24 protein-coding genes are annotated in these 24,791 nt (G+C 44.8%); 3 read left to right on the top strand and 21 right to left on the bottom strand.

What is annotated here, in order from left to right:
* Positions 1 to 60 precede the first annotated feature (60 nt).
* The 11 genes from AC0YOD_RS01850 to AC0YOD_RS01800 form a co-directional block, all read right to left on the bottom strand.
* On the bottom strand, positions 61 to 2,001 hold the full coding sequence (locus tag AC0YOD_RS01850) for a stage V sporulation protein D (RefSeq protein WP_475797544.1): 1,941 nt from the start codon (positions 1,999 to 2,001) through the stop codon (positions 61 to 63).
* A 109-nt stretch (positions 2,002 to 2,110) separates the two neighbouring features.
* Positions 2,111 to 4,357, bottom strand: a complete 2,247-nt coding sequence (locus tag AC0YOD_RS01845) for a penicillin-binding protein (RefSeq protein ID WP_475797543.1) — start codon at positions 4,355 to 4,357, stop codon at positions 2,111 to 2,113.
* A 12-nt stretch (positions 4,358 to 4,369) separates the two neighbouring features.
* On the bottom strand, positions 4,370 to 4,762 hold the full coding sequence (ftsL, locus tag AC0YOD_RS01840; protein WP_475798339.1) for a cell division protein FtsL: 393 nt from the start codon (positions 4,760 to 4,762) through the stop codon (positions 4,370 to 4,372).
* Positions 4,763 to 4,807: 45 nt separating this feature from the next.
* The gene (gene rsmH, locus AC0YOD_RS01835) at positions 4,808 to 5,758 is read right to left on the bottom strand and encodes a 16S rRNA (cytosine(1402)-N(4))-methyltransferase RsmH (protein WP_475797542.1); all 951 of its coding nucleotides are present in this window, start codon (positions 5,756 to 5,758) and stop codon (positions 4,808 to 4,810) included.
* 30 nt (positions 5,759 to 5,788) lie between these two features.
* Entirely contained in the window at positions 5,789 to 6,226 is a 438-nt protein-coding gene (gene mraZ / locus AC0YOD_RS01830) for a division/cell wall cluster transcriptional repressor MraZ (RefSeq protein WP_475797541.1), read from the bottom strand.
* A 136-nt stretch (positions 6,227 to 6,362) separates the two neighbouring features.
* The gene (locus AC0YOD_RS01825; RefSeq protein ID WP_475797540.1) at positions 6,363 to 7,370 is read right to left on the bottom strand and encodes a DUF4349 domain-containing protein; all 1,008 of its coding nucleotides are present in this window, start codon (positions 7,368 to 7,370) and stop codon (positions 6,363 to 6,365) included.
* A 107-nt stretch (positions 7,371 to 7,477) separates the two neighbouring features.
* Positions 7,478 to 8,743 carry an adenosylhomocysteinase gene (locus tag AC0YOD_RS01820; RefSeq protein WP_475797539.1) on the bottom strand — a complete coding sequence of 422 codons (1,266 nt, stop codon included), beginning with the start codon at positions 8,741 to 8,743 and terminating at the stop codon, positions 7,478 to 7,480.
* A 22-nt stretch (positions 8,744 to 8,765) separates the two neighbouring features.
* Positions 8,766 to 10,409 carry a bacillithiol biosynthesis cysteine-adding enzyme BshC gene (gene bshC, locus AC0YOD_RS01815; protein WP_475797538.1) on the bottom strand — a complete coding sequence of 548 codons (1,644 nt, stop codon included), beginning with the start codon at positions 10,407 to 10,409 and terminating at the stop codon, positions 8,766 to 8,768.
* Between the two features lie 148 nt (positions 10,410 to 10,557).
* Entirely contained in the window at positions 10,558 to 10,953 is a 396-nt protein-coding gene (locus AC0YOD_RS01810) for a DUF3397 domain-containing protein (protein ID WP_475797537.1), read from the bottom strand.
* 15 nt (positions 10,954 to 10,968) lie between these two features.
* Positions 10,969 to 11,958, bottom strand: coding sequence for a ketopantoate reductase family protein (locus AC0YOD_RS01805; protein ID WP_475797536.1), 990 nt, complete (start codon positions 11,956 to 11,958; stop codon positions 10,969 to 10,971).
* Between the two features lie 171 nt (positions 11,959 to 12,129).
* Positions 12,130 to 12,780, bottom strand: a complete 651-nt coding sequence (locus tag AC0YOD_RS01800) for an RsfA family transcriptional regulator (protein ID WP_475797535.1) — start codon at positions 12,778 to 12,780, stop codon at positions 12,130 to 12,132.
* Positions 12,781 to 13,055: 275 nt separating this feature from the next.
* Between AC0YOD_RS01800 and AC0YOD_RS01795 the strand changes: the two genes are divergently transcribed.
* Positions 13,056 to 13,292 (top strand): DUF2626 domain-containing protein, encoded by a 237-nt coding sequence (locus AC0YOD_RS01795; RefSeq protein WP_053375484.1) that lies wholly within the window; start codon positions 13,056 to 13,058, stop codon positions 13,290 to 13,292.
* 74 nt (positions 13,293 to 13,366) lie between these two features.
* On the opposite strand, the gene AC0YOD_RS01790 is transcribed toward AC0YOD_RS01795, so the two are convergent.
* Complete coding sequence (locus AC0YOD_RS01790; protein ID WP_475797534.1) at positions 13,367 to 14,518, bottom strand: class I SAM-dependent methyltransferase; 1,152 nt, start codon at positions 14,516 to 14,518, stop codon at positions 13,367 to 13,369.
* Positions 14,519 to 14,600: 82 nt separating this feature from the next.
* On the opposite strand from AC0YOD_RS01790, the gene AC0YOD_RS01785 reads away from it, so the two are divergent.
* On the top strand, positions 14,601 to 15,701 hold the full coding sequence (locus AC0YOD_RS01785; RefSeq protein ID WP_475797533.1) for a coiled-coil domain-containing protein: 1,101 nt from the start codon (positions 14,601 to 14,603) through the stop codon (positions 15,699 to 15,701).
* Between the two features lie 56 nt (positions 15,702 to 15,757).
* On the opposite strand, the gene AC0YOD_RS01780 is transcribed toward AC0YOD_RS01785, so the two are convergent.
* Positions 15,758 to 17,044 carry an extracellular solute-binding protein gene (locus AC0YOD_RS01780; RefSeq protein ID WP_475797532.1) on the bottom strand — a complete coding sequence of 429 codons (1,287 nt, stop codon included), beginning with the start codon at positions 17,042 to 17,044 and terminating at the stop codon, positions 15,758 to 15,760.
* Between the two features lie 226 nt (positions 17,045 to 17,270).
* The gene (locus AC0YOD_RS01775) at positions 17,271 to 18,602 is read right to left on the bottom strand and encodes a PhoH family protein (RefSeq protein WP_475797531.1); all 1,332 of its coding nucleotides are present in this window, start codon (positions 18,600 to 18,602) and stop codon (positions 17,271 to 17,273) included.
* Positions 18,603 to 18,721: 119 nt separating this feature from the next.
* Between AC0YOD_RS01775 and AC0YOD_RS01770 the strand changes: the two genes are divergently transcribed.
* The gene (locus AC0YOD_RS01770; RefSeq protein ID WP_475797530.1) at positions 18,722 to 19,258 is read left to right on the top strand and encodes a YhcN/YlaJ family sporulation lipoprotein; all 537 of its coding nucleotides are present in this window, start codon (positions 18,722 to 18,724) and stop codon (positions 19,256 to 19,258) included.
* Positions 19,259 to 19,297: 39 nt separating this feature from the next.
* On the opposite strand, the gene AC0YOD_RS01765 is transcribed toward AC0YOD_RS01770, so the two are convergent.
* The 7 genes from AC0YOD_RS01765 to AC0YOD_RS01735 all read right to left on the bottom strand — a co-directional run bounded on the left by AC0YOD_RS01765 (position 19,298) and on the right by AC0YOD_RS01735 (position 24,673).
* Positions 19,298 to 19,540, bottom strand: a complete 243-nt coding sequence (locus AC0YOD_RS01765; RefSeq protein WP_475797529.1) for a hypothetical protein — start codon at positions 19,538 to 19,540, stop codon at positions 19,298 to 19,300.
* An 80-nt stretch (positions 19,541 to 19,620) separates the two neighbouring features.
* Positions 19,621 to 20,670: an LCP family protein gene (locus AC0YOD_RS01760; RefSeq protein WP_475797528.1), complete on the bottom strand. Its 1,050-nt coding sequence runs from the start codon at positions 20,668 to 20,670 to the stop codon at positions 19,621 to 19,623.
* A gap of 17 nt (positions 20,671 to 20,687) precedes the next feature.
* The gene (locus AC0YOD_RS01755; RefSeq protein WP_475797527.1) at positions 20,688 to 20,960 is read right to left on the bottom strand and encodes a hypothetical protein; all 273 of its coding nucleotides are present in this window, start codon (positions 20,958 to 20,960) and stop codon (positions 20,688 to 20,690) included.
* Entirely contained in the window at positions 20,957 to 21,268 is a 312-nt protein-coding gene (locus tag AC0YOD_RS01750) for a YlaH-like family protein (protein WP_475797526.1), read from the bottom strand. Before AC0YOD_RS01750 ends, AC0YOD_RS01755 begins: the two co-directional genes overlap by 4 nt.
* 183 nt (positions 21,269 to 21,451) lie before the next feature.
* A complete protein-coding gene (gene typA, locus AC0YOD_RS01745) occupies positions 21,452 to 23,293 on the bottom strand; it encodes a translational GTPase TypA (protein ID WP_475797525.1) in 1,842 nt (613 codons plus the stop codon).
* A 66-nt stretch (positions 23,294 to 23,359) separates the two neighbouring features.
* Positions 23,360 to 23,842, bottom strand: a complete 483-nt coding sequence (locus AC0YOD_RS01740; RefSeq protein WP_475797524.1) for a hypothetical protein — start codon at positions 23,840 to 23,842, stop codon at positions 23,360 to 23,362.
* A gap of 171 nt (positions 23,843 to 24,013) precedes the next feature.
* Positions 24,014 to 24,673: a TerC family protein gene (locus AC0YOD_RS01735; RefSeq protein WP_475797523.1), complete on the bottom strand. Its 660-nt coding sequence runs from the start codon at positions 24,671 to 24,673 to the stop codon at positions 24,014 to 24,016.
* Positions 24,674 to 24,791: the final 118 nt, after the last annotated feature.

The following is a 24,791-nucleotide window of genomic DNA, read 5'->3' as shown; positions in this document are numbered from 1 at the left end:
TTAAACGCCAACGGATTTACTATATGCCGTCCGCGGCGTCCTCGTTAACTATCATTATAGTCAATGTGAGTGGGATATATTATCATCATTTCCCAAATAGATCCGGATCGTAGAACCGCGATCTACTCGTGTGCCCTCAGCTGGTGCTTGTCGAATGACGATATTGCCGGAGCCTGCTGATGAGAGATTGAAATTCATATTCAAGTCCTCATATAGATCAGAGACCGATTTTCCAATCAAATTCGGCACGGTTACGATTGGCGTTTCTCCATATTTGTAAATCCGATCAATTTGCTTCTCGCGAGCTGGCACCTCCAAAATGGCAAGTGAGTCCTCCAGCATGTTGCGAACGATCGGCGCTGCTACGACTCCACCAAACTGAATGCCCTGCGGATTGTCGACCGCTACATAAATCACAATTTGCGGATCATCCGCTGGGGCGAATCCAACAAAGGAAACGATATGCTCTGAAGGCGAATATCGTCCGTTAATAACCTTCTGCGCTGTACCCGTTTTGCCGCCAACTCTGTATCCATCGATAAACGCGTTACGTCCTGTTCCTTTCGCAACAACGCTCTCAAGTGCCTCTCGCACCGTCTTTGAGGTTTCCTCGGAAATAACCTTCCGCACCACTTCAGGCTCCACCGTATCCACAACAGCGCCAGTTTCCGGGTTGATCCATGCCTTTGCAACATGGGGCTTGTATAAGGTACCGCCGTTGATCGCCGCGGAAACAGCAGCTATCTGTTGAATAGGCGTAACGGATACCCCTTGGCCAAAGGCTGTTGTAGCAAGCTCAACTGGTCCAACCTGACTGAGCTTGAAGAGAATACCATTCTCCTCACCGCCAATATCTATGCCGGTTTTTGTTCCGAAGCCAAAATTCTTAATATACTCGAACAGCTTATCTTTCCCTAATCGTTGTCCAAGGGTAACGAAGCCTGGATTACATGAATTTTCTACGACCTCTAGGAAGGTTTGGCTGCCGTGACCGCCCTTCTTCCAGCAGCGAAGTCTTGCACCTCCCACCTCAATTGCACCGGGATCAAAAAAGCGTTCCTTTAGCAAATCAACTTTCTTCTCCTCCAATGCGGCAGCAAGCGTAATAATTTTGAAGGTCGAGCCCGGCTCATAAGTCATCCATATGGGAAGATTCCGATTATAAACCTCAGAGGGAACTTCCATAAACTTATCCGGCTCATATGTCGGGCGACTGGCCATGCCCAAAATTTCACCATTTTTCGGATTCATCGCAATTGCAATAATTCCGTTAGGCTGCAGCTTGGTCATCGCCTGATCGAGCTCTCGCTCCATGACTGTCTGAATTCCCTTATCCAGCGTCAACTGCATGGTGAGTCCTTCCTTGGGCTCCACATAGGTATCGGAAGAGTTGGGCATTTGCCGTCCTGCCGCATCCGAAAGGAAGGACACACTTCCGCCAATCCCGCTCAGTTCTTTATTATATTTTGCCTCCACGCCTGTAAGCCCTTGATTATCAATGCCTGTAAAGCCGAGCACATGCGCGGCAAGACTGCCATACGGATAATATCTTTTATTATCTTCAGCAACTACTATACCCGGCAGGGCAAGCTCGCGAATCTGCTCTGCTTTTTCAAGCGTCATTTTACGTCCGCCCGGTCCAAGCTGAACGATCATTTTTTTGGTTTTGATTTTCGTCAACAGCTTTTCCTCTGACATGTCCAAAAGCGGAGCAAGCGCAGCAGCCGTTGCTTCTTGAGCCTTTACCTGTACAGGAATGACCCATACCGTAGGCGAGCTAACATTATACGCCAATTGAACGCCGTTGCGATCGGTAATTTCGCCTCGCTTCGCGACGTATGGAATATCCCGTCTCCATGAATTTTCAGCTTTGTTTGCTAGTTCTTCGCCTTTCCATAGCTGCACGTAGCTTAGCCGAAAGCATAAGGCGATGAATGCAATACCTGCTAAAATCAAAATTATAAATAAGCGGCGTCTTACTGTCACATTAGATACCTTCATTACTTGTTCCTCCTCCGCTAGAACGTTTCGTAAGGAGCGCAGCATATGCTGACGCTCATTCCAAACCTATTCGGGACAAGCGGATGATAGAACAAGCTTTAGATATTAGCTATTCAGGTTTATCAGACTGTTGCGCTTGATCTCCCTTAGCATTGTCAGTTCCTTCAGAGGCATTCGAAGCAGCAGCGTCTGCATCACTATTAGTATCAGCTTCCCCTGCTGGCAGATCACCTGGGGGCTTAAGCTTGATTCTAATGACGCGTTTACCATTTTGCTCCTCTATCTTCTGGGAAACGACGAATCCTGTCCCCTCTGTAATAACTCGAATACCAATCAAAGATGTTACTTCAAGAGCATCTCTGAGGGATACCCCTGTCAAATCTGGAACAGCCAGCTTGTCTTGCTGCTCCGTAATGAGATACACACGCTGCGATGGATGCACAATGGAGCCCGCAGCAGGTATTTGCTGCAACACGGTTCCGCCATTGCCAACAAACTCAAATCCAATCTCTTTTGCAGCCAATTCCGCTTTCGCTTGAGCTACTTTCAAATCTGACAGATCAGGAATCTTCACTGTAACATCCTTCTTCGCAGGGTTCTCATCCGCCTTATAAGTCGGTGCTACGCCCATTTTACGAAGACTTTTGAGCACGATCTCGCGAAATGCAGGAGCAGCAACTTTACCGCCCCCTACCAGAGGGTCATTCGGTTCATCGACAACCACATATACGACAATTTTCGGATCTTCAACAGGCGCATAGCCGATGAAGGACACTACAAATTTCGTTTTGGAATAATTAGTCCCGTCTACCTTTTGTGCTGTACCTGTTTTACCCGCGACTCGATAACCTTCGATATATGCATTTTTACCTGAACCATCCACTTGGTCAGAGACGACCTGCTCTAAGTATTCACCCACCAGAGTCGACGTTTCTTTGGATATGACTTGGCGAATAAGCTTTGGTCCAACCTCCGTTGTCGTCTTGGTCACCGGGTCCGTAATACTTTTAACAATCTGGGGCTGCAACAGCTTACCGCCGTTTGCAACAGCAGCTACAGCTGCTACCTGCTGAATTGGTGTAACGGTTACCCCTTGACCGAATGTAGCATTCGCCACTTCGAGCGGATACTGAAAGCGAATCGAACCTGTAAGCTCATTACTTAGTTGAATGCCGGTCTTGCTCCCAAATCCGAAGTTCGTTATATATTCACGAAGCTTTTCTGCACCTAAGCGTTCATAGCCCAGCTTAACGAAGGCTACGTTACTGGAATGCTTCAAGCCATCCAAGAAGGAAATCGTTCCCCAGCCTTCACGCTTAATATCGCGAACCAAGCCGCCTGGAACTTTTATTTGCCCTGACTTATATTTTTCTTCCGGGTTAAAGACTCCTTCCTCTACCGCTGCTGCAAGCGTAACGATTTTGAAAGTGGAGCCTGGCTCATACAAAGATTTAATAGAATGATTATAGGAGTTCCCGTTATCTTTCCAGTAGGTGTTCGGATTATAGGCAGGTGCGCTCGACATCGCTAAAATCTCCATCGTTTGTGGATCTGCAGCGATCGCTGTTGCGCTCTTCGGCGAATATTTCCGTACAATTTCATTCAAAGCTTCATCCACGTAATGCTGAATGTCACTATCAATGGTTAATTTGATATCTTTACCGTCCTTCGCCGGTTCAATCTCAAAGTCACCCTCTGATAGCTGTACGCGCTGGCCATCCTTCTCATAGTGGACAAAACCGTTTTCACCTTTTAATTGTTCATCGAAAGAAGCTTCCACGCCTGTCATCGCTATTCCATCTCGATCTAAGTACCCTACGAGCTGAGAAGCTAGCAAATTTCTAGGATAATAGCGTTTCAAATCTTCCGACAAAATAATGCCGACATCATTCACCTTCTTTTCCTTCTTCAGTTCATCACGAAATGTTTTGAGCTTATCTGCTGTTGTCTTGTCGATCTTCAGTCCTTCCGGCCGTATGTCACGTTGGGTGAAATATTTCCCATCCGATTCTTTCTTAGCAGTCACGATTTTCCGAAGGTCATCCTTTGATTTGCCTAGTATTTCATGTAGTCCATCTATGATTTCTTCTGTCAATTCATTATCATTAATAATTTGAGGATTGACCGAAACATTATATGCAATCGTATCCATGGCAAACACATTGCCATCTCTATCTGATATCGTTCCCCGCTTAGCAACCAGTACTTCGTTTGCTGACCAGCGTTTTTTCGCCAAATCATACCATTCAGCGCCTGTTACTACCTGAACATAATAGATTCGGCCGATTAAAATGAGAAAAAGGAGGGTCATTACCCCTCCAAATAATAATGTTCGTACTTTAATTCGTTTTTTCATCATATATCCACCCTACTCACTCATAGCGGATTTGATCTCGCTATCACCGGTATTTATATTGATGCCACCTTCAATTGAACTAACCATTCCATTGGATTCAGCCATCTTGCGAATACGTTCAGGATCACTAAGCATCTCAACCTGCTTCTTCAAATCTTCCATCTCAATGTTCATTGTCCGGTATTCATTCGTCAGCTGCTTAATCTCCAAGTTCATGTGATAATCCTGAGAGAATCGAAAAATAATGACGCCCGCTACGACGACCAGCATCAATACAGTAAATAGGTATAGAAGCTTTTCTGGGCCTGGAAGTGATTTTCGAGTCGTTACTACTCGTCTTGTTTCTTTTATTACCGTTTGCTGATCTTGCTTTCGCTTAGGCTGCAAAGCCAAATTGCCATTCACGTACGCCAATTCAAATCCCCCTCTTACCTTTAATGTTCATATTATTTATAGCTTTTCTGCTACTCTGAGCTTCGCCGATCTTGCTCTAGGGTTAAGCTCAAGCTCTTCCTCACTAGGGACAATTGGCTTACGGTTTATCAATTTTACTGTTCCTTTGTTTCCACATACGCATAGTGGAAAATCAGGTGGACAGGTACATTTCTCCACAAACTTTGCAAACATCTGTTTACAGATGCGATCCTCAAGCGAATGGAAGGTTATAACGGAAGCACGACCGCCTGGCTTCAAGCAGCGAATCGTTTGCTCCAATGCTTCCTCTTCTGCTCCCAGCTCGTCATTTACTGCGATACGGAGCGCTTGAAACGAACGCTTGGCTGGATGACCGCCGGTACGTCTAGTTGCGGCTGGAATAGATACTTTGATCAGCTCCGCCAGCTCTCCGGTCTTCTCTATAGTCGCCTTCTCGCGAGCCTTCACAATATTTCTTGCAATGGAACGAGCAAATTTTTCTTCACCGTAACGATCCAATATACGGGAAATGTCTCGCTCCTCCCACGTATTAATAATCTCATGTGCAGTTAAATCTCCTTCACGGTCCATCCGCATGTCTAGCGGTGCATCGTGGTTATAGCTAAAGCCGCGTTCTGCTTCATCAAGCTGAGGACTTGATACACCAAGATCGAACAAAATGCCGTCTACCTGAGGCACACCGTCTAGCATAGGTACGTTGCAGCCTCTAAGCTCCTGTTCTAAATCTCGGAAATTGCTTCTCACAAGCGTTACTTTATCCATATAAGGAGCAAGCCTAACACGAGCATTGTCCAGTGCCCAATCATCCTGATCGAATGCGATTAAACGCCCTCCTTCGCCCAGACGGGATGCAATAAGCTCGCTATGTCCCGCTCCTCCAAGCGTACAATCGACGTATATACCGTCCGGCTTAATTGCCAAACCGTCAACCGCTTCCTTCAAAAGCACTGTAATATGCTGAAACATGTCTCAGCCCTCCCATTCTTGTTGTCCATTCTAGAAGTTGAAATCAAAGTCAACGAGCTTCTCTGCAATTTCATTAAATGCTTGCTCTGATTGCTCATAGTAGCCATCCCAAGTTTGCTTGCTCCAAATTTCTACTCGCCCTGATACGCCAAGCACCATACATTCCTTATCCAGCTTTGCATACTCTCTGAGATGGCTGGGTATGTTTACCCTTCCCTGTTTGTCCAGCTCACATTCGGTGGCGCCGGAAAAGAAAAAACGGGTAAATGCACGCGCATCGGATTTCATCAACGGCAATGTTTTGAGCTTCTGCTCCATAACGCCCCACTCATTCATGGGATAAACAAATAAACAATTATCCAATCCGCGGGTTGCAATAAACGAGGAACCAAGGGATTCACGGAATTTTGAAGGTATGATGATGCGGCCTTTCTCATCAATGCTATGTTGATATTCACCCATAAACATAGTTCAGCCCCACCCCTTCCCCTCATCCCACCACTTTGCCCCACTTTTCCCCACTAAGATACAGTAGTTCGCCACCTAAAATAAAAATCCTGCTCAATGAGCAGGATTTTTTTAAAATATTTTATACTGTTAATAATTATGAGGTAGGCGGCTGCTCCTCATCTGAGGGCTTAATTTGCCGACTTGCAGCTGTATTTTTCTTACGGCGTATAACCCAGTAGAACGGTACAGCCAAAATAGCGAGTACGACAAGCACAGGCAATGCACCCGCCAAAATGACTAACAGCAGTTTCAAGCTATCCCATACAAACTTGGTGCTGCTTACTAATGCATCCGACATCCTTCCACCCAATTGCGGATTATCTGAGCCGATGCTATTTAGTTTTTGGTTCGTTTGATACAAACGAAGCTCTACCGTGGAGAAGGATACATTCTGATCCAAGTAGCGAATTTTCCCTTTGATCATTTCAATATTTTCCTGTACCTCAGACAGCTGTTGAGAAAACTTCAGCAAGTCATCGGCTTTAACTGCTTTATCCATCATGAGGAGCAGTCTTTCTTCTACCAGCATTCTCGCTTTCAGTCTGGATTCCAAATCAACATATTGTTCGGATACATCTTTTCCACCGATATTTCGTTCAAACTCCTTATGCTCTATCCCCTCTACCCGATCAATAAAGGACATAAACCCAGCTGCCGGCACTTTGATCGTATAATTGGAGCCAATTTCACCATCATGCTTCATATCTTGGAATTCCAAAATATAGCCGCCGCTTTGTTGGATCGCATTGCGCAGCAGAGTTGCTGCTGCTGTCAATTCATCCACCTGCATACTCAGAGATGCCGTATATATAATTTTTTGATTGAAGCCATTCGCGCTGGAAGCTAACTCTGATGCAAAACCGCCGCCTGCAACAGACTCCCCAGCTTCACCTTTAACCCCCTCAGCACTTGACGCGGTTGTTTGGGCTATAGCCTCAGAACTTCCAGTCTCACCATCACTCATATTCCGGTCCAGGTTGCTAGCAGCTTTACTATTTGAAGCACCTGCTGAATTATCGCTTGCTGAGGAACAACTAGACAACAGACCCATTACAATAACCATTGCTACCAGAAACCAAATTCCTTTTTTATTTATTATCAAGGAATTTCCCCCCTTACTATTTTCCCATTAGACGGATACTGGTAATAAAAGGTTACACAAATAAAAAAAGCCGTGATTGCTCACGGCTTTCCTGCGTTTTATTGTATTTATTCCGCTTCTTTCCAGCTGTCCAAATAAGAAATTTGCTCTTGTGTCAGCGTATCAATTTCAAAGCCAAGTGATTGCAGCTTCAAACGTGCTACTTGCTCGTCAAGATCGTAAGGCACGTTAACTACTTTTTTGCCGATTGCTTCGTATTGCTCATTCACGTATTTCAATGCTACTGCCTGTAGCGCAAATGTCATATCCATAATTTCTGCGGGATGTCCATCACCTGCAGCTAGATTAACAAGGCGGCCTTCTGCAAGCAAGTATATGCTGCGTCCGTCTGTCAGCTTGTATTCTTCAATGTTGCGGCGAACGGTACGTACGCTCTCTGACATTGCTTTAAGCTCCGGTTTGTTCGCTTCCACATCAAAGTGACCTGCGTTAGATATAATAGCTCCGTCTTTCATGACTGCATAGTGCTCGCCGCGAATAACGTCGCGGTTTCCTGTTACCGTCACGAAAAATTCTCCCACTTTCGCTGCTTCAAGCATTGGCATTACTGCGAAGCCATCCATATAGGCTTCTACCGCTTTGATTGCATCGATTTCAGTTACGACTACGTTCGCGCCAAGACCCTTCGCACGCATCGCTACACCCTTACCGCACCAGCCATAGCCAACCACAACAACTGTTTTACCAGCAACCATCAGGTTAGTTGTCCGATTGATGCCATCCCATACCGATTGACCCGTCCCATAACGGTTGTCAAAGAGATGCTTGCAATAGGCATCATTAACAGCAACCATTGGGAAGTTAAGGGAACCGTCTTTTTCCATTGCTTTGAGTCTAATAATTCCCGTAGTTGTCTCTTCCGCTCCACCACGTAAATTCTCGCCGAACTCAGGATGCTCTGAATGAAGGATCGTTGCCAAATCTCCGCCATCATCAATAATGAGATCAGGCTTCCATTCAAGCGCTTTGATGTTTAGTTCCTTAAATTCTTCAGCACTCGGATTATATTTTGCAAACACAGTAATGCCGTCTTCTACGAGAGCAGCACAGACATCGTCTTGTGTAGATAATGGATTGCTGCCTGTAATCGTTACTTCTGCTCCCCCAGCTTTGACCACTTTTGCCAAATAAGCCGTTTTAGCTTCCAAATGAAGGGCAATGGTAACCTTCAACCCTTTAAATGGCTGTTCCTTCTCAAACTGCTCACGAATCGTATTCAATACAGGCATATGCGCCCGCACCCAATCAATCTTCAAATGACCATCAGGTGCCAATGCCAAATCCGTAATAATACTTTTATCTGCTGCACTCATGTATTCATACCTCCCAGTATTCTTACAAATATATGATCTCATGCCCGCCTGTGCGACAATAAGGCGCTTCAAGAAGCTTCTCCAGCCATGTTAGACTGTAACGATTCCAATACGCGGACATGTTTATAACCCGTTCTTGAGGCTTCCCTTGCGGTTTAATGGATAAATGGATGCGATCAAGCTGACGTGTCGTCGCCTCGAACTGTTTATTAAAGGCATCCACTGTTTTCGAACCCATATAATTAATTTGCTCGACAATTTTTTGCAGATTCGTGTCCCCCAGCTTTGCAAGTGAAGGCTGCACTGACGTCGAAAGCTCTAACAGCGGTCTATATAGACGCTCGAAGCTATCCCTTGCATCTGCATATTGCTGCTCGATGGACAATCCATCCTGCTCCTTCAGCCATTGCTCCTTGCGTTCCTCGAAGCGAAGCATGATATCCTCGAATGAAAGCTCATACTTCTCCATGTTTTTGGCTATTATGCCTTCGACAAGTGTGAAGGACATGCGCGGCACAATAATTGGCATTTCCATGCCAAGCGTGCGGAAAGCCTCTCCGGTCAAAGCCCAGTAAGCTATCTCACCAGGTCCTAGCACAGTCGCCAGCACAGGAAATAAATAATCCTGCATAAGCGGACGTGTAAGCACATTATTGCTTAACTGCTGAGGTTGTTGATCTGCAATTTGCAGCAGCTGCTCCTCCGTTAACGACAATTGTCCTTTACGGTCCTGGAAGGTACCATCCTTCTTGTATAGAAGAGTACGCTCTTCTCCGTTCTCTTTGTGAAAGAGAAACAGATTGGCGCTTCCCGGTGTCACATCAGCCTGTAAGGAATAACCTAACTCCTTCACCAGATGGGCAGAAGCCAGATAAGCTTGCTCCAATTCATCATTTCTCTTGATCAACTGCTTGAACATCGGAGACTCCAAACCGCGTACGGCAGGATCATCGGCATCTAGTAAAACCAAGCCCGTTGAGCTAAATAAATGACTCATAATTCTGGCAAACAAATCAGATAAGGAATGAGCTTCCTGCGTCATGCTCCGCAGCTCCTCCAGCATGACCGGCTTAAACTCAGAGGACGGCAATGTCTGTTCTAGCTCTGCCAACAATTGCTCCCACGTTTCAGCTGAAATACCAATGCGGCTGACAGCTGTGCGCGCTGCACCTTCTGGACGTGCAGCAGAAAGCTTGCGAAGCTCCTGCTCCGCAGTTATGACGTAGGCATGGTTCGCTTCATCCCAATCATGATCCTCGCCTGCAATCCAGAATACAGGGACGACCACTCGGCCAAGCTGCTGGCTCGCTGACTTCGCAGCGCCAATAATGGATACTGCTTTATGTATCACTAGCAACGGTCCCGTCCAAAGGCCGGCTTGTTGTCCGCCAACGACTACTGGCGCTCCCTCAGCAATAGCTGCGATACTTGCAAATACCTCTGATGCAGCACCAAGCTTTTCATTATATGCACGCAATACTGCTGCCACTGCGGCAGCTTCTGCTCTCACGTTGCTGCTTTCATCCAACCTCTTCAACCGTCTAATCCAATCTTGCTCCGCTCCAGCGTGATAACCGTACAACGCTTCAATACGGTCATCTGTCCGATGTATATAAGCCTCTGTTAAAGGCTGAGCGCTTGGCAATGAATAAGATTCTTTTCTCATAGCGCAGCCCGTAACCTCCCGCTTGTCAGTCGTTTACACGACTTATCAATAAATTTTAATAACAAAGTAATTGTACACAAAGGGGCAGGCACCCGTCAAAAGAAAAACGCCTCAACTAGGTAGAGGCGCTTGCCAAGTATGAATTTGATTAGGCTTGCATAACCGTTCTGCCAATATAGATAATCATAAAAACAACATAGAGCAAGCTCATTGTAAAAAAGCTTAACCGCCAAATCGTTCGGAAAATCTTTTTGGCATCCACTTTCCCTCGCTTGCGGAATTGCGCATTGCCTAACAACCCTCCGCCTAGAATCATGAATAGTAAAATACCGTACAAACCGAATTTGCTCTTAAAAATAAGCTCAAACAAAACAGCGACGATACCAATCAAAAGAGCAGTTGTTACATCCATTGCTAATCGAAACGCTTTCTTTCGATCCCTTATAAAGGCACCATAGCCAAACAAAATAGCAGTGAAAGGAATGATGGGGATGACTGCCAAATACGCATATAAATATTTGATGCTATGCCAAATCATTTCCATCGTCTTCCACTCCTTCTAACTCAGCTTCGGTTGTAGTGCGTGTACGAGTTCGATTATTGCTTTATTTAGCGGTGCTTCCAGACTGCAGCTCTCGGCCAGTCTTACAATCCCGCCATTAATAGCTGAAATTTCTGTTTCCTTACCAGCACGAACATCACTTAGCATGGACGAGACATTCCCGCTAGTAAGCTTGCATACTTCTATAATTTGCTGCCATCCATCCCATTCAGTCGTCATTCCCGCCGCTCGTAGAACTCGCTCACTTTCCCTATAAAGCGCTCGCATTAGGTTTTCTCGTGAAGAGTGGTTCGGCAATTCACCATTGGTTACATCAAATATTGCAGTCAAAGGATTGATCACAGCGTTAATAAGCAGCTTGCTAAAAATCCGATTATCTATGTCATTCGACAGTTTTGTGGTAAATCCTGCCGATTGCAGCATGTTAACCAACATTTTTTGCGAGATTTCGAAAGAATCGTCTTGTTTACGCTGATTTTCAGTTCCTTCTGCCAACCAAAGCTGTCCTTTTCCCGTATGCTCAACAGATCGTCCATCAAGACGCTTTGCCCCTTCCGTAGTAACCGCGGCAATCAACGGTGTCTGTGGCAGCCTGTTCTGAAGCTTTTCCAAATGACCAATTCCATTTTGCAAACAAATAACAGCTGTAGACGGATGTCCGCCACATGTTGCGATATGTACTAACTGATCTAACAGCTCTTCATTTATGTCCGTTTGTTTCACCGTCAATAGAATCCATCGATCGACTGCCCGCTCATTGACTACTAGTTGAGTTGACAGGCTTGCAGCCTCTCTACTCCATCTACTCATAACTTTAACAACTCGCTCACTTACCCCGTCTAGCTCTCGCAGTGCTATACCATTTGAGAGGAGCATGGACGCCTGCTCTTCACTCCTTGTCCATATCGTTACATCAGCTCCTGCCTCTGCCAGTCTTGCGCCATAGAGTAGTCCGATAGATCCTCCGCCTATAATATCAAATTGCACTTTCAGCCCTCCTACAGTCCGTACGTTACTCTTAATTCCGTTCTTTTTCCTTATTGTTCCACTATGATATTTCACATATCGTATCAAATCTGTTGAAAATAATGCAATAGCTATACAAAGAGAGGCTCGCCCATAGATTCAGGGCGAGCCTCTCTTATTTCATTAAAAAGCCTACTCAATTCGTTCCAAATTACCGTTTGCATCCATTTTAAATCTAGGCTTTGCTTCATCATCATTCGTTAAAACCGTCAATCTTCTTGCGCGATCCATAATTTGAATCAAAGTCTTGTAATCATCGTTCACAGCGCGATAATCCGTTTGAACATTGTTAACCTCTTTGGACAATCTCTCATTCTGATCACGAAGTCGGTACAACTCATCATCTTTTTCTTTCATTTCCTTCTCAAACCACTTGATTTGACGCGCTAAATCCCCATAAGTCGTCTTCCATCCACGAAGAAAACGAATAACTGCATCAACCGATAAGCCTTCCTCGATTGAACCCGTATCTTGTTTAAATACACGTTCATCCGTTTCAAAAACGGCTATGGATGAAACGTGAGGCGTTGCGACAATCGTTTGTTTTTTCAAATAATTACGCTTCTGTCTTTGCTGCTTGGCGATTTGAATCGCATCTTCATAACGTTTGCGAACACAGCTGTTCCAACGGAAACCGCATGCCGCTGACGTGCGTCCAATTCTTTCGCCCACTTCTTCAAAAGCTGCAAGCTGTGTACTACCTTCGCGAATATGGCGTAGTGTAACCTCGGCGAGTATAAGATCATCATCCGGACTCCACGCATCTTGTCTAACTGCTGTCATGCAACAAAAACCTCCTAACGTAAAGGCGCTTACTTTATCTCTATGCTCTTGGTAGAGTTCATAGAATCTATTGGATACTAATTTGTATAACCATTTTTCTCACAGCTCATACATGATCGCGCTTATATTTGGGTAAACTATTTGCAGATAGGGTCAAAATAAATATGCAGCAAAAAAAATTTACCAATTTGTCATTGTTTCTGGTTTACACTTATTTCGCCAAACGTTATAATGAAATTTAGAAAATCGGGTCGCAGCGAAAGGGGGATCTTATCTTGGCACGTATGTATCGGGTACTTGGTTTTTGGACTTTGGTAATCGGACTTATGGCTTTTGCAGGCCATATGACGGAATTTGCGTTGTTGTTCTTCGCACAAGCCGTTGCTTTCGTATTTCTTGGCTACTTGAATTTCTCTGAGAGAACTTACATTGTAATGTTCTGGGGATATATGATCATTTCATTCGTGGGTTTCACGTATTGGTCGGTCTTCAAGATGGACTTGCCCTTCTAAGGGAAGCTACATACAAAAAGCTAACAAAAAAACGGTGTCAGCCCTCGGGTTGACACCGTTTTTTTGCAATGTAATTATTTTTTATCCAAAACGAGCACCTTAAACGTCTCACTCATTTGATCGCTAAGCAGCAGTTGTCTCACCGCCCGATTCATTCGAGCAACCTCACTAAAGGGATCCCTGCTCTCATGGTTTTGCAGCAATTCCATCACGCCATGATCAATCAGAAATTGTTTCTGAGTGGAATAACTGACGATCTGCCACTCGTTTTCCTCAGCGACACGCTGAACGAACGTAAACGGAACATGGGAGGTGATATCCTGCCCGCCAATTCTAACATAGGGACTTTGACTTGCTTGATGCTGCCAGTAACACATCAATGTACCTAGCATACGATGCGACGCGCCGTACTCCTCCGCTTCATGGCCATAATCAATAATAACAAGCCGTCCTTCGTTCATTACGCTTGCAAGCCGCTTCAAAAAATCAACTATGCCTCCATGCACCTCTGTTCGCTGTCCTTCCATGAGCCGAATACCGCCTTGCTCCAACCAGCCGTATATACGCTCATCGGTTAGAGGCATAAACACCTCGTAAAAGCCCAGCACCTCATTGTACGCAACACCCAGCTCAACCAGCTGTCCTTCGACACATTGCACCCGATGTACAGGAAAAGCATCCAGCAGTTCGTTTGCAAGCACAATAGCAGGTCCTTTCAACCAATTCGCATCCCAAGCTTCATAGGATGTTGCCAGCTTAGGGCGAATATTCGCATCTTTCGTTTCATCGAACGCATGCGAAGCAGCTGCGCCATGCAAGGGGTGATCCTCGATGAGAATCGAGTCCATCTTCTTATCCCAATCCGTGTCCCTGCTTCTCCCGGCATTCATAATTTGAGCAGATAATCTTCCTGTTCCAGCACCCCATTCAATCAGCTTTAACGGCTTCCCCGATATCCTCCCATAATCTCCAAAATACCGAGCAAGCACCTCTCCCAGCACGTGCCCAATGGCTGAGCTTGTATAGAAATCGCCCTCCTTGCCTACCCGAATAGGACCCGATCGGTAATAGCCGTGGTCTGCATCATATAGACAAGCGCTCATATACTGAAGAAAGGATATACAATTTACGGTACGACTTTTCCCTTCAAAATCGGTATACCATCCAGCTTGTTGGGACTCAGCAATTTGCTTTGCAAGAGATTGAGCAAGCACATTTTCCTTCATCGCAAGGTTCATCCTTTTCTAAATGTAAGATATAATAGAATTAATTGCCGCATAAAATGAATGCTGAGAAGGGAGGATGCCATTGATCATATCCGTTAAACGACAGCGTATTGGCATAGCAGCTATCGTCATGGTTCTTATCACAACGCTCCTCATTCGGCTTCCCGTATGGGCCGAGCCCCAGACAGCAGACCAGGATGATACGCATACGCTGCTTGAGAAAAGCTTATCCGTCATCGAAATCGACAAAGAAATTCTCAGGATTCAAGAGCAGAAGGAACAAATAACATTGACCATGTCGGATACAGAGAAGCAATTATGGCTGCAGGAGCAGCAAATTTCGGAGAAGCAAGATGAAGCCGGAAGTATCCTGCGTGCTTACTATATGGGTGAGAGAGATTTTATATTTGCCTCGCTTCTATCCTTTGATTCCTTAGCCGAACTATTTCAAATTATGGACTACGCCGAATTTATATTAACTAATGATCAGCATACCTTGAATACATATGTGGAGCAATATCGAAAGGTAAAGGACGGCTATCAAGCTCTTGAGACAAGGCGCGAGGAACTCATCGCAATAGAGCAGCAGCTGCAAACACAGCGTGACCGTGTGCTTGCCTTAGAAAAAAACCTCGATGAACAGCTTGCAGGTCGATCCGATGCAGAGCGAATACGTATTATGATTACGGAGCTTACCTCCTTCTGGGAGTCCGCTGGTATCGATGAGGTCAAGCAGTACTTCCGAGCGTTGTCAAAGGCGATGCAGAAGCTGCCGACTTGGGTGCAAGATCATAAGGAACTGTTAGAAATAAAAGGCTTCAACTATACAATAAAAGTGCCCGAAGATGATTTAAACGACTTTTTACGCCAGCAAAATGATATATTTAAGCATTTCTCATTCCAATTTACCGACGGTAAAGTTACTGCACAAGGTAAACGAGATAATATGGAAATCAAAATTACCGGCCATTATACGATCGAAAATGATCCCAAAAACGCTATTCTCTTTCACGTAGACGAGCTGATATTCAACGGTTTTTCCCTGCCGGATACGACTCGTCAATCGCTGGAAAAGGAATTTGATTTAGGCTTCTACCCTGATCTTATCGTATCCTTCCTAAAGGCAAAGTCAGTTGAAATGAATGACGGCGAGCTGATCATAAAGCTGAGCTTAAAATTGTAAAGAAAAAGAATGCCCCGTTATGAATGTCTAAACAGGGCATTCTTTTTTTGTTACTTTCATGCTGCATCCAAAGCTCCAATATAATTATCGATCTCGAACGTATCTTTTGAATAGAATTTCCATTTACCCTCTAACTGCAGCCACTTCTCCGGCCAAAACGGATCAGGGAGCGGCAATTGATCATCCTGCTGCTTCTCGTCCAGCACTTTTTTCCACCATGCCGGCGGGATTTGCCCTTGTTCGACTCCAGATGAGCTGTTAAAGGTATACAAGGATGCTTTGGCAGGCAGCAGCCCAGAAAGATCATAGGTTTGCTGCTGTGTGTTAATATCCGTCATCTCCTGAATCCATAACATCGCTTCTTCTTGAAACTCACTGTTGGAGGAAATCACATAGCTTCGCCCATTTAACCACGGAAAATAGATATGCTGACGATCCACAATTAGACCGTCTCTAGTCGTCTCAGTCATACCTTCATAAGCATCCCAAGGTATAACAGCAGCTAACAGCTTATTTTCACGAAAAGCTTCGTTCAATGCTGCGCTATCCTCTACCTCTATTCGACTAATCCCGGCTTCCATCGTTTGCATCCATTTGAGCTGTGATGTTTGAATTTCGTTTAGAGGACGAGCGTTAATAATATTGGATTGCTCAGATTGAAACATAGCCAGCCAAATGAGCTGTTGAATGAGATCACCAGCACTCCAATTCAGAATACTCGTTTCCGCATCCAGCTCAAGCACCTTGGCAGCAATCTCTTGATAAGCTGCAAAGTCGGTCGGCGGCGAATTTTGCCCCGCCTGCTTCAATAATGTATGATTCCAAACGACAACATAAGGGTTAACATCCTTCGGAACACCCCAAAGGTAGCCATTCCATTTCAATGGGTCCAAGAGGCTCGCCATTTGATCTGTAAGCGCGTCTCCCGTCAGCATGCTGTCAACGGACTGTAGAAACCCCCGAACGGCAAACGGCTTAACCCAGCCGCTCTCAAGCAGCATAACATCAGGAGCCTCTCTTTGTTGGCTCTGCAGTGCCCACTGTTCATATGCGCGTTCACGGGAGGTTTCGTTCGTTAGCTTGACTTGGATATTCGGATATTTCATCATAAAATGTTGATTCAGTTTGATTAGCTGTCTATATTGTTCAGGAGGCAAGGAAACGTTTACATGAATGCTCGACTGCTGATTCACTTCAAGTACACCGGGCTGAGGCTGAATCGGAGAGCTTCCGTCAGGCTTCCCTATGCTTACTGAGCTCGTATTTCTTGAGAAGGGGATTAATAACAGTGCTGCTAACAGTAACGCGCCGATAACGAGCGGCACATATTTTCTGGGAGACACAGCCTTCTTCCTTTCATCCATAAATCTACTAAAAATAGGATAACAATAATTTGATGCTTTGTCCAAACGAAAGTGAATCTTTATACCTAGGACAATTTCTTTACAGCATTCTAGGTCACTGTTTAACCCTAATTACGGAACGAAAGGAAAAGGGACTTCCCGCTCAGGCTAGTAAATAGCCTGATGGAGAAGTCCCTTATTTTATCGTTAGAGAATGATATCTGGTTTAGAGCAAATCAGCAGCTAACTGAGCAAGCTTCGAGCGTTCGCCTTTTTCTAACGTCATATGACCACTTATGCCTTCATTTTTGAACCGATCTACGATATGTGTTAGCCCGTTGCTGATGGAATCCAAGTATGGATGATCAATTTGCTCTGGATCTCCCATCAGAACAATTTTACTGCCTTCACCTACGCGAGATACGATCGTTTTCACTTCATGCTTCGTTAAGTTTTGCGCTTCATCGATAATAATAAATTGTCCCGGAATAGATCTTCCGCGTATATAAGTGAGCGCCTCCACTTGAATACTGCCCATACCCATTAATATTTTATCAATATCGCCTGATTTCTTCGTATCAAATAAATATTCCAAGTTATCATAGATGGGCTGCATCCAAGGACGAAGCTTCTCTTCCTTCTCTCCAGGCAGATAACCGATATCCTTCCCCATTGGAACGACTGGCCTTGCGATTAACAGCTTCTTATACTTATGCTCATCCTCAGTCTTAAGAAGCCCTGCTGCTAGCGCTAAAAGGGTCTTTCCGGTACCAGCCTTGCCTGAGAGAGTAACGAGCGGGATATCGTCATTCAGAAGCAATTCAAGCGCCATTCGCTGCTGTGCGTTTCTAGCTGTTATTCCCCAGACGGGATCATTGCTAAGGAACAAGGGCTCCAGCCTTGCACCGTCCTGGCTGACCTTGAGAAGCGCAGACTTTGAAGTACCCATCTCATCGCGCAAAATAACAAACTCATTCGGATTTAATCGCATTTTCAGCTGCAGATTATTCACAGTCAGAAAACGGTACGTATAAAATTCATCAATAACAGCAGGATGCACATAGAGTGTCATGTATCCCGTATAAAACTCTGACGAGACAATGACTCGGTCGGACAAATAATCTTGAGCTTGCAAGCCCAGTACATCCGCCTTAATTCGGACGAGCACATCTTTGCTTACCAATACAATGCTTTGCTTTTCTTCTTGGTTCTCTTGCTCTATGTGGTAATTCAGCGCAACCGCCAAAATTCGATTATCGTTAGACATTTCACCAAACATTTCTTGCACACGCATAAAGCTTCGATGATTTAGCTCTACCTTCAACAACCCGCCGCTTGGAAGCTCTATCCCTTCATGCAAATGTCCCTTTTCCCTCATACTATCAAGCAAGCGCGAGATGGAGCGAGCGTTGCGTCCCAGCTCGTCGGCCAGTCTTTTTTTGGAATCGATTTCCTCCAACACAACTGCGGGAATTATGACCTCATTATCATCGAAAGCGAATATCGCTTGCGGATCATGAAGCAGCACATTAGTATCGAGCACGAATATTTTTTTCATGAGAACCCTCCCGGCGTTGGATGTTCGTTAAAAGCCATACATAGCCTTACTAATCTGCGGGTAAACTATGGCGGACAAGTGACTTTCTCATTTTCAACGAAAAAAAAGAGGTGGCAAACATGTTCAAATGGATGGCTTCAGCGATCATTATTGCGATTGTTGCGACAGGCTGCAGCACCGCCGCACGTAATGAAACATCACCCTCTCCACAAAATAATACCAGTTATAAAGCGAAGCAAACGACTCCTGCGAAAAAGGAAATTAAAAATGCTGCAGAGGTAACGGCACATTTGGAGCAGCTCGCCAAAGGAGTTGACGGTGTGACTAATGCACATTGCGTTGTATTCGGTCATACAGCTATTGTCGGTATTGACGTTGATCCCAAGATGGAACGCTCCAGAGTCGGTACGATAAAATATTCCGTTGCTGAAGCATTCCATAAAGATCCGTATGGCATTGACGCTCTCGTCACCGCTGATATCGATCTCTCCCAAAGAATTAATGAAATGGGTCACGATATCAGGCAAGGTAGACCGATAGTCGGCTTTGCAGAAGAATTGGCTGATATTATGGGACGAATCATTCCTCAAATGCCGCGAGACGTTATTCCGCAGGAGTCGGAAAAACAAGAAGCCTTAAAGATGAAGAAAAAGTAAATGTCCTTCTGAAGACACAAAAAGCCTAGTGAGTTCTCACTAGGCTTTCATCATGGCAGCAAATGCTTGCGATTCCAAGTCATTTCCTGCGCGCTGTTTATTCTTTTTTTCGCATAACTCAGCATAGGACAAGCGAGTGCCGTAAAGCAACGCTTTATTCCGAGCTATAATGTCAGAAGCCTCTCTGCGGGAATCCGTATCATTCGTAATCATTGGAATAGAGAATTGCTTGTGCTTAGCTCTAATCATTCGTTCGAATCGTGCGGATACGGCTGCGGTCATCTGCATGACCTCCCTCTGAACAGAATACAAAACGGCCTCCGTAGCATTATTATATCTAGCTTATTAAAGTCCGTCTATGGTTATTCAGCCATTTTTGCTTGCAACGCCGCACGCGCCTCATTAAGTTTAGCATCATTTAAATATACATAAGGACTTTTCCATTCGCCTTCTAGCGGAATAAAGGTAATATCACTGCGATTCATGCCAAAATAAGTGCTGATCATGTTTTTGATTTCTTTTGACGGCATATCCATCGTTAAGTTATTGCCGACTGCCTCAATAACTGAACCTACTTTGGACGCTCCGCTTAATGATTTCATTTTATCCGTTAAAGCGCCGATAACCTGACTTTGACGAGCATTTCGATCAAAGTCACTCGACATATTTTTACCATTATTTGATTTGCGATAGCGAACAAAATCAAGCGCTTTATCTCCATCCAGCAATTGTGGACCTTTTTTGAGATTAATATTTGTGCCGTCCGCAGAATCCTTATATTTCATATCCATATCAACATCTACATCGACACCGCCAAGTGCATCTACCACATCCGAGAAGCCTTGGAAGTTAATAACCGCTGTATATTTGATATCAATATCAAACAGCTTGCTCATCACTTTGCGCACTTCTTGCTTCGCATCGGAATATGCCTGTTCTTTTTTCAGCTTCTTCTCACTAAGCGCATTCATATAGAAATCTGCATAGAAGCTATTTGCTTTGCGTGCGCGATAACCATCAATATCAATTCTGGAGTCACGAGGAATCGTTACGATAGTAGTCGTTCCCGAGTTAGGATTGAATGCCGCGATCATCATCACATCCGTATTCAAGCCGCCTCCGTGTGAGCGCGAATCAATACCCATTAGCAGCATCGCTACTGACTTCTTTTTGACCGATTCTTCAGCTGGTATGACAACCTCTGAATCTTCCACTTCAGAAATTTTGTCCACTGCCTCATCTGCTTTAACTACAAGATAAACAAGTACAGCAGCTACGATAAGCAGGATAGCGAATACTAGAATAAAGAATATTTTGAAAATAGACCTTTTTTTGCGCGCCTTTTTCTTTTTGACTTTCGACGGTTGACGGGCACCCGTTCTTGGAGGTAATTCTGACGAACCTTTGCTCATATGTTCCACCTTCAAGCCTAGTTGTATTTTGGATTAGCTTCAATGTCCGTCAGCAGCTGCTCGCAACGTTCACGCGGATACAGCTGCAGCTTTGCCCGGCCATCTTTCTCGTATTTCACATGAATCATCGTTTCATCCATTTTCAGAATCTCAAAATGAGATAATCCGTGATCCTCCGTCAATATTTGTGCAAAAAAAAGGACGGTATCCTGCGCGGCCCCATCATCGGGACGGGCATTCGCAACCAGCTGTATCTGCAGCCAATTAAATAAAGCATCCTCAAGCTTCATTTACGGGATTCCGCACTTGGAGGAGTCGTATCATTCGTGTTATTGCCCTTCCACTTGTCATATAATTGACGACCGCGGAGCATCATCATCATGAGTACCGCTACACCCATACATTGAATAATCGGCAGCTTATCAACCTGCAAAATCATCAATACAAATGATCCAAATGCGATCAGGGCATAGACGAGTATTTCTTTGAATAGCGGCAGCTTCTGCTGTGCACGAAACACTTTGTTAAATATGTATATCGTGAAGCCTAATATGAGTAAATAGGAAACAAGCTTATGATCGCTAAGCCATGCCTGCATATAGTAAACCTCCTTCGATAACATAAACGACATTTGTCGTATTTTAGTTGCACAGCTTGCATGCACTGTGAAATATAAGTGGGATTATAAGTATTAAACTTATAATCCCACTTATATTTTAAAGAAAACGTAAGGTTTTGCCTTAGCAAAACCTTACGTTATTTAATCGATGATCAATGATTCTTAAACGCTGGCTTGAGCGTTTTTACGGTTTTTGTCCGCGCGCTCACGCTCGCTCTTGTTCAAGATTTTTTTACGCATACGAATCGACTTCGGCGTAATTTCACAGAACTCATCATCGTTCAAATACTCAAGAGCTTGCTCAAGGGAGAACAAACGCGGGCTTTTCAACGTAACCGTATCATCCTTACCAGCAGAACGAATGTTGTTCAGTTGTTTTACCTTACAGATGTTGACAATGATGTCATTCTCGCGCGTGTGCTCGCCGACGATCATACCTTCATAAATTTCAGTACCTGGCTCCAAGAATTGAATACCGCGGTCTTCAACGCCCATCATACCGTAGAAAGTAGAAGTACCGTTCTCACTCGCTACTAGCACGCCTTGGTGACGGCCGCCAACTCCAGTACCAGCAAGTGGACCATAGCTGTCAAATGCATTGTTCATAATACCATAACCGCGTGTCATTGTTAGGAATTGTGTACGGTATCCAATCAAACCACGTGCAGGAATAATGAACTCTAGACGAACTTGACCGTTGCCGTTATTGATCATGTTGACCATTTCAGCTTTACGTGTTCCAAGGCTCTCCATAACAGCGCCCATGCTTTCTTCAGGCGTATCGATTAGAAGACGCTCGTAAGGCTCTGATTTCTGGCCGTCAATTTCTTTAACAATTACTTCAGGCTTCGATACTTGAAGCTCGAAACCTTCACGGCGCATGTTCTCGATTAGAATACTCAAATGAAGCTCACCACGACCGGATACAACAAATGCATCAGGGCTTGCTGTTTCATCTACGCGAAGTGCTACGTCAGTCTCAAGCTCTTTGAATAGACGCTCACGAAGTTTACGGGATGTTACCCATTTACCTTCACGGCCTGCAAACGGGCTGTTGTTTACAAGGAAAGTCATTTGCAAAGTAGGCTCGTCAATTTTTAGAACTGGCAATGCCTCAGGATTTTGCGGATCAGCAATCGTTTCACCGATGTTGATTTCACGAATACCTGCGATCGCTACGATATCGCCTGCTCCCGCTTCAGCGATCTCAATACGTTTCAAGCCTTGGAAGCCGAAAAGCTTCTCAATTCTTGCTTGTTTTGTTCCGCCTTCACGTGTCATAACAGCTACTTGTTGACCTTGTTTAATGATTCCGCGGTTAACACGGCCGATCGCAATACGACCCATGTACTCGTTATAATCAAGCAAAGTAACAAGGAATTGCAATGGTTGCTCAACATCCTCAGTCGGTGACGGGATATTGCTGATGATTGTCTCATATAGAGCTTCCATGTTCTCATCTTGTTTTTCTGGATCAAGACTTGATGTACCCATAAGCGCTGATGCATATACAACTGGGAATTCAAGCTGCTCATCTGACGCGCCAAGCTCGATGAATAGGTCAAGCACTTCATCTACAACTTCAGAAGGTCTTGCATTCGGACGGTCAATCTTGTTTACGACAACAATTGGCGTTTGATTCGATTCAAGCGCTTTGCGCAAAACGAATTTCGTTTGCGGCATACAGCCTTCAAATGCATCAACAACCAGAAGTACGCCGTCTACCATTTTCATGATACGCTCAACCTCGCCGCCGAAGTCAGCATGTCCAGGTGTATCAACGATGTTAATTAGGAAGTCTTTGTAGTTAATAGCTGTGTTCTTAGCCAAAATCGTAATACCGCGCTCACGCTCAATATCATTAGAATCCATTGCGCGTTCTTGAACTGCTTCGTGCTCACGAAACGTTCCTGATTGTTGAAGCAGTTTGTCAACCAATGTTGTTTTACCATGGTCAACGTGGGCAATAATCGCGATATTCCGTAAGTTCTCTCTTGCTTGCATAACTTGTAATCCACTCCATTTGTTTTTTATTTAAATCACTTGCCTTAAATCACTTGCTTAAGTCTCTTACCAACGCTTGCGCTTGCTTAGCATCATCCAAACACCCGCTGCAATAAACGCTACAGCAATCGCATAAATTCCCCAGCTCCACAAAAGCACTAATACGATGAACACGGCCGAAGCGGCAGCAAGCGCCATCGATGCCGTGAGCAAAACACGCTGTCTGGATGAACCGAACAAATAATATTCGTAAAGGCCTGCCGCGACTCCAAAGATAAACAGCGGCCACAAATATTTCATGCTATCCCAACCAAAAAGGTTGCAAATGATAAATAGCAGGGCATAAACGACGAGCATTCCACCTGGGACAAGAACTACCGCTGGTACTAATCGACCGAAGTACAGCACATGCAGCAATACACCGGGAATCAAGACCAGCAATGGCCAAAAAATCGCCCCCAAAAAGCTGAACACACCTAACTTGCCCATTAAAATAACGACACCAGCTAACAGCAATATAATTCCAGCGGAATATTTGTTATTAGGCATTCGCTTTTCCGCTCCTTACAACGTCCAACGCAAGTGTTGGCGAAAGACGACAGTTTTTATCTATATTAGTTTAATGGAACTGAAGGAAAAATACCAGTACGTAGCGCGTCTCTGAGCAAAAAAAAACCATTATGCCCTTTTTTTCGAGAACGGAAACTGTCGAAAACCGCATTAAATAGGCTTTTTTCTCAAAATGGCTAGGATGATGACAAGCGGTACACATAGCAGCGGAATGGCCTCGGAGAGTGTTTTTGACCCATGAATGATCAAAATATCGAGTCCCGGATCGTGAACGAGCATGCCACCTGCCGCATAAGCGAGTAAAGCTGCACCAATATAGGAAACGGCTGGAAATCTCTGCAGCAGCTTGCCCAGCATTTGGCTTCCCCAAATAATCATGGGGATACTTAGCGCAATTCCCAGTAAAATGAGTATCGGATCACCGTCTGCAACGGCTGCGATCGCGAGCACGTTGTCGAGACTCATTACAAAATCTGCTACAACAATCGTCCAGATTGCGCCTCCGATTGTTGATGCTTTTTTGATTGTATGCGAATCTTGCTGTCCTCCTGCATCCACTAGCAGCTTGACAGCGATATAAAACAACAGCAGTGCGCCGATTGCTTGCAAATAAGGCACCTGAAGCAATTGTATGGCCACCAGAGTTAGCATGCAGCGCAGTCCTACTGCTGCGAGAGCCCCCCACCATACCGCGCGTTTGCGCTGCTCAGGCGGGAGCTGTGCGCTTGCCATGGCAATCACAATGGCATTATCTCCGCTGAGCAATACATTAATTAAAACAATTTGCACAAATATAAAAAGGCTGTCCACAAAGCATTCCCCCTCTACAACAGCTGTATGAACAAGCTGTGTGGATTATGTGTCCCAAAAAAAATCGAATCAATTTTGGGGACGGGTCATAATTATGGAAGAGCAGAAACAGCGCGTG

The sequence above is a fragment of the Paenibacillus sp. J31P13 genome (genome assembly GCF_056269295.1).
Note: the sequence above shows the minus strand (reverse complement) of the source record. Positions and strands in the feature narration are given on the sequence as shown.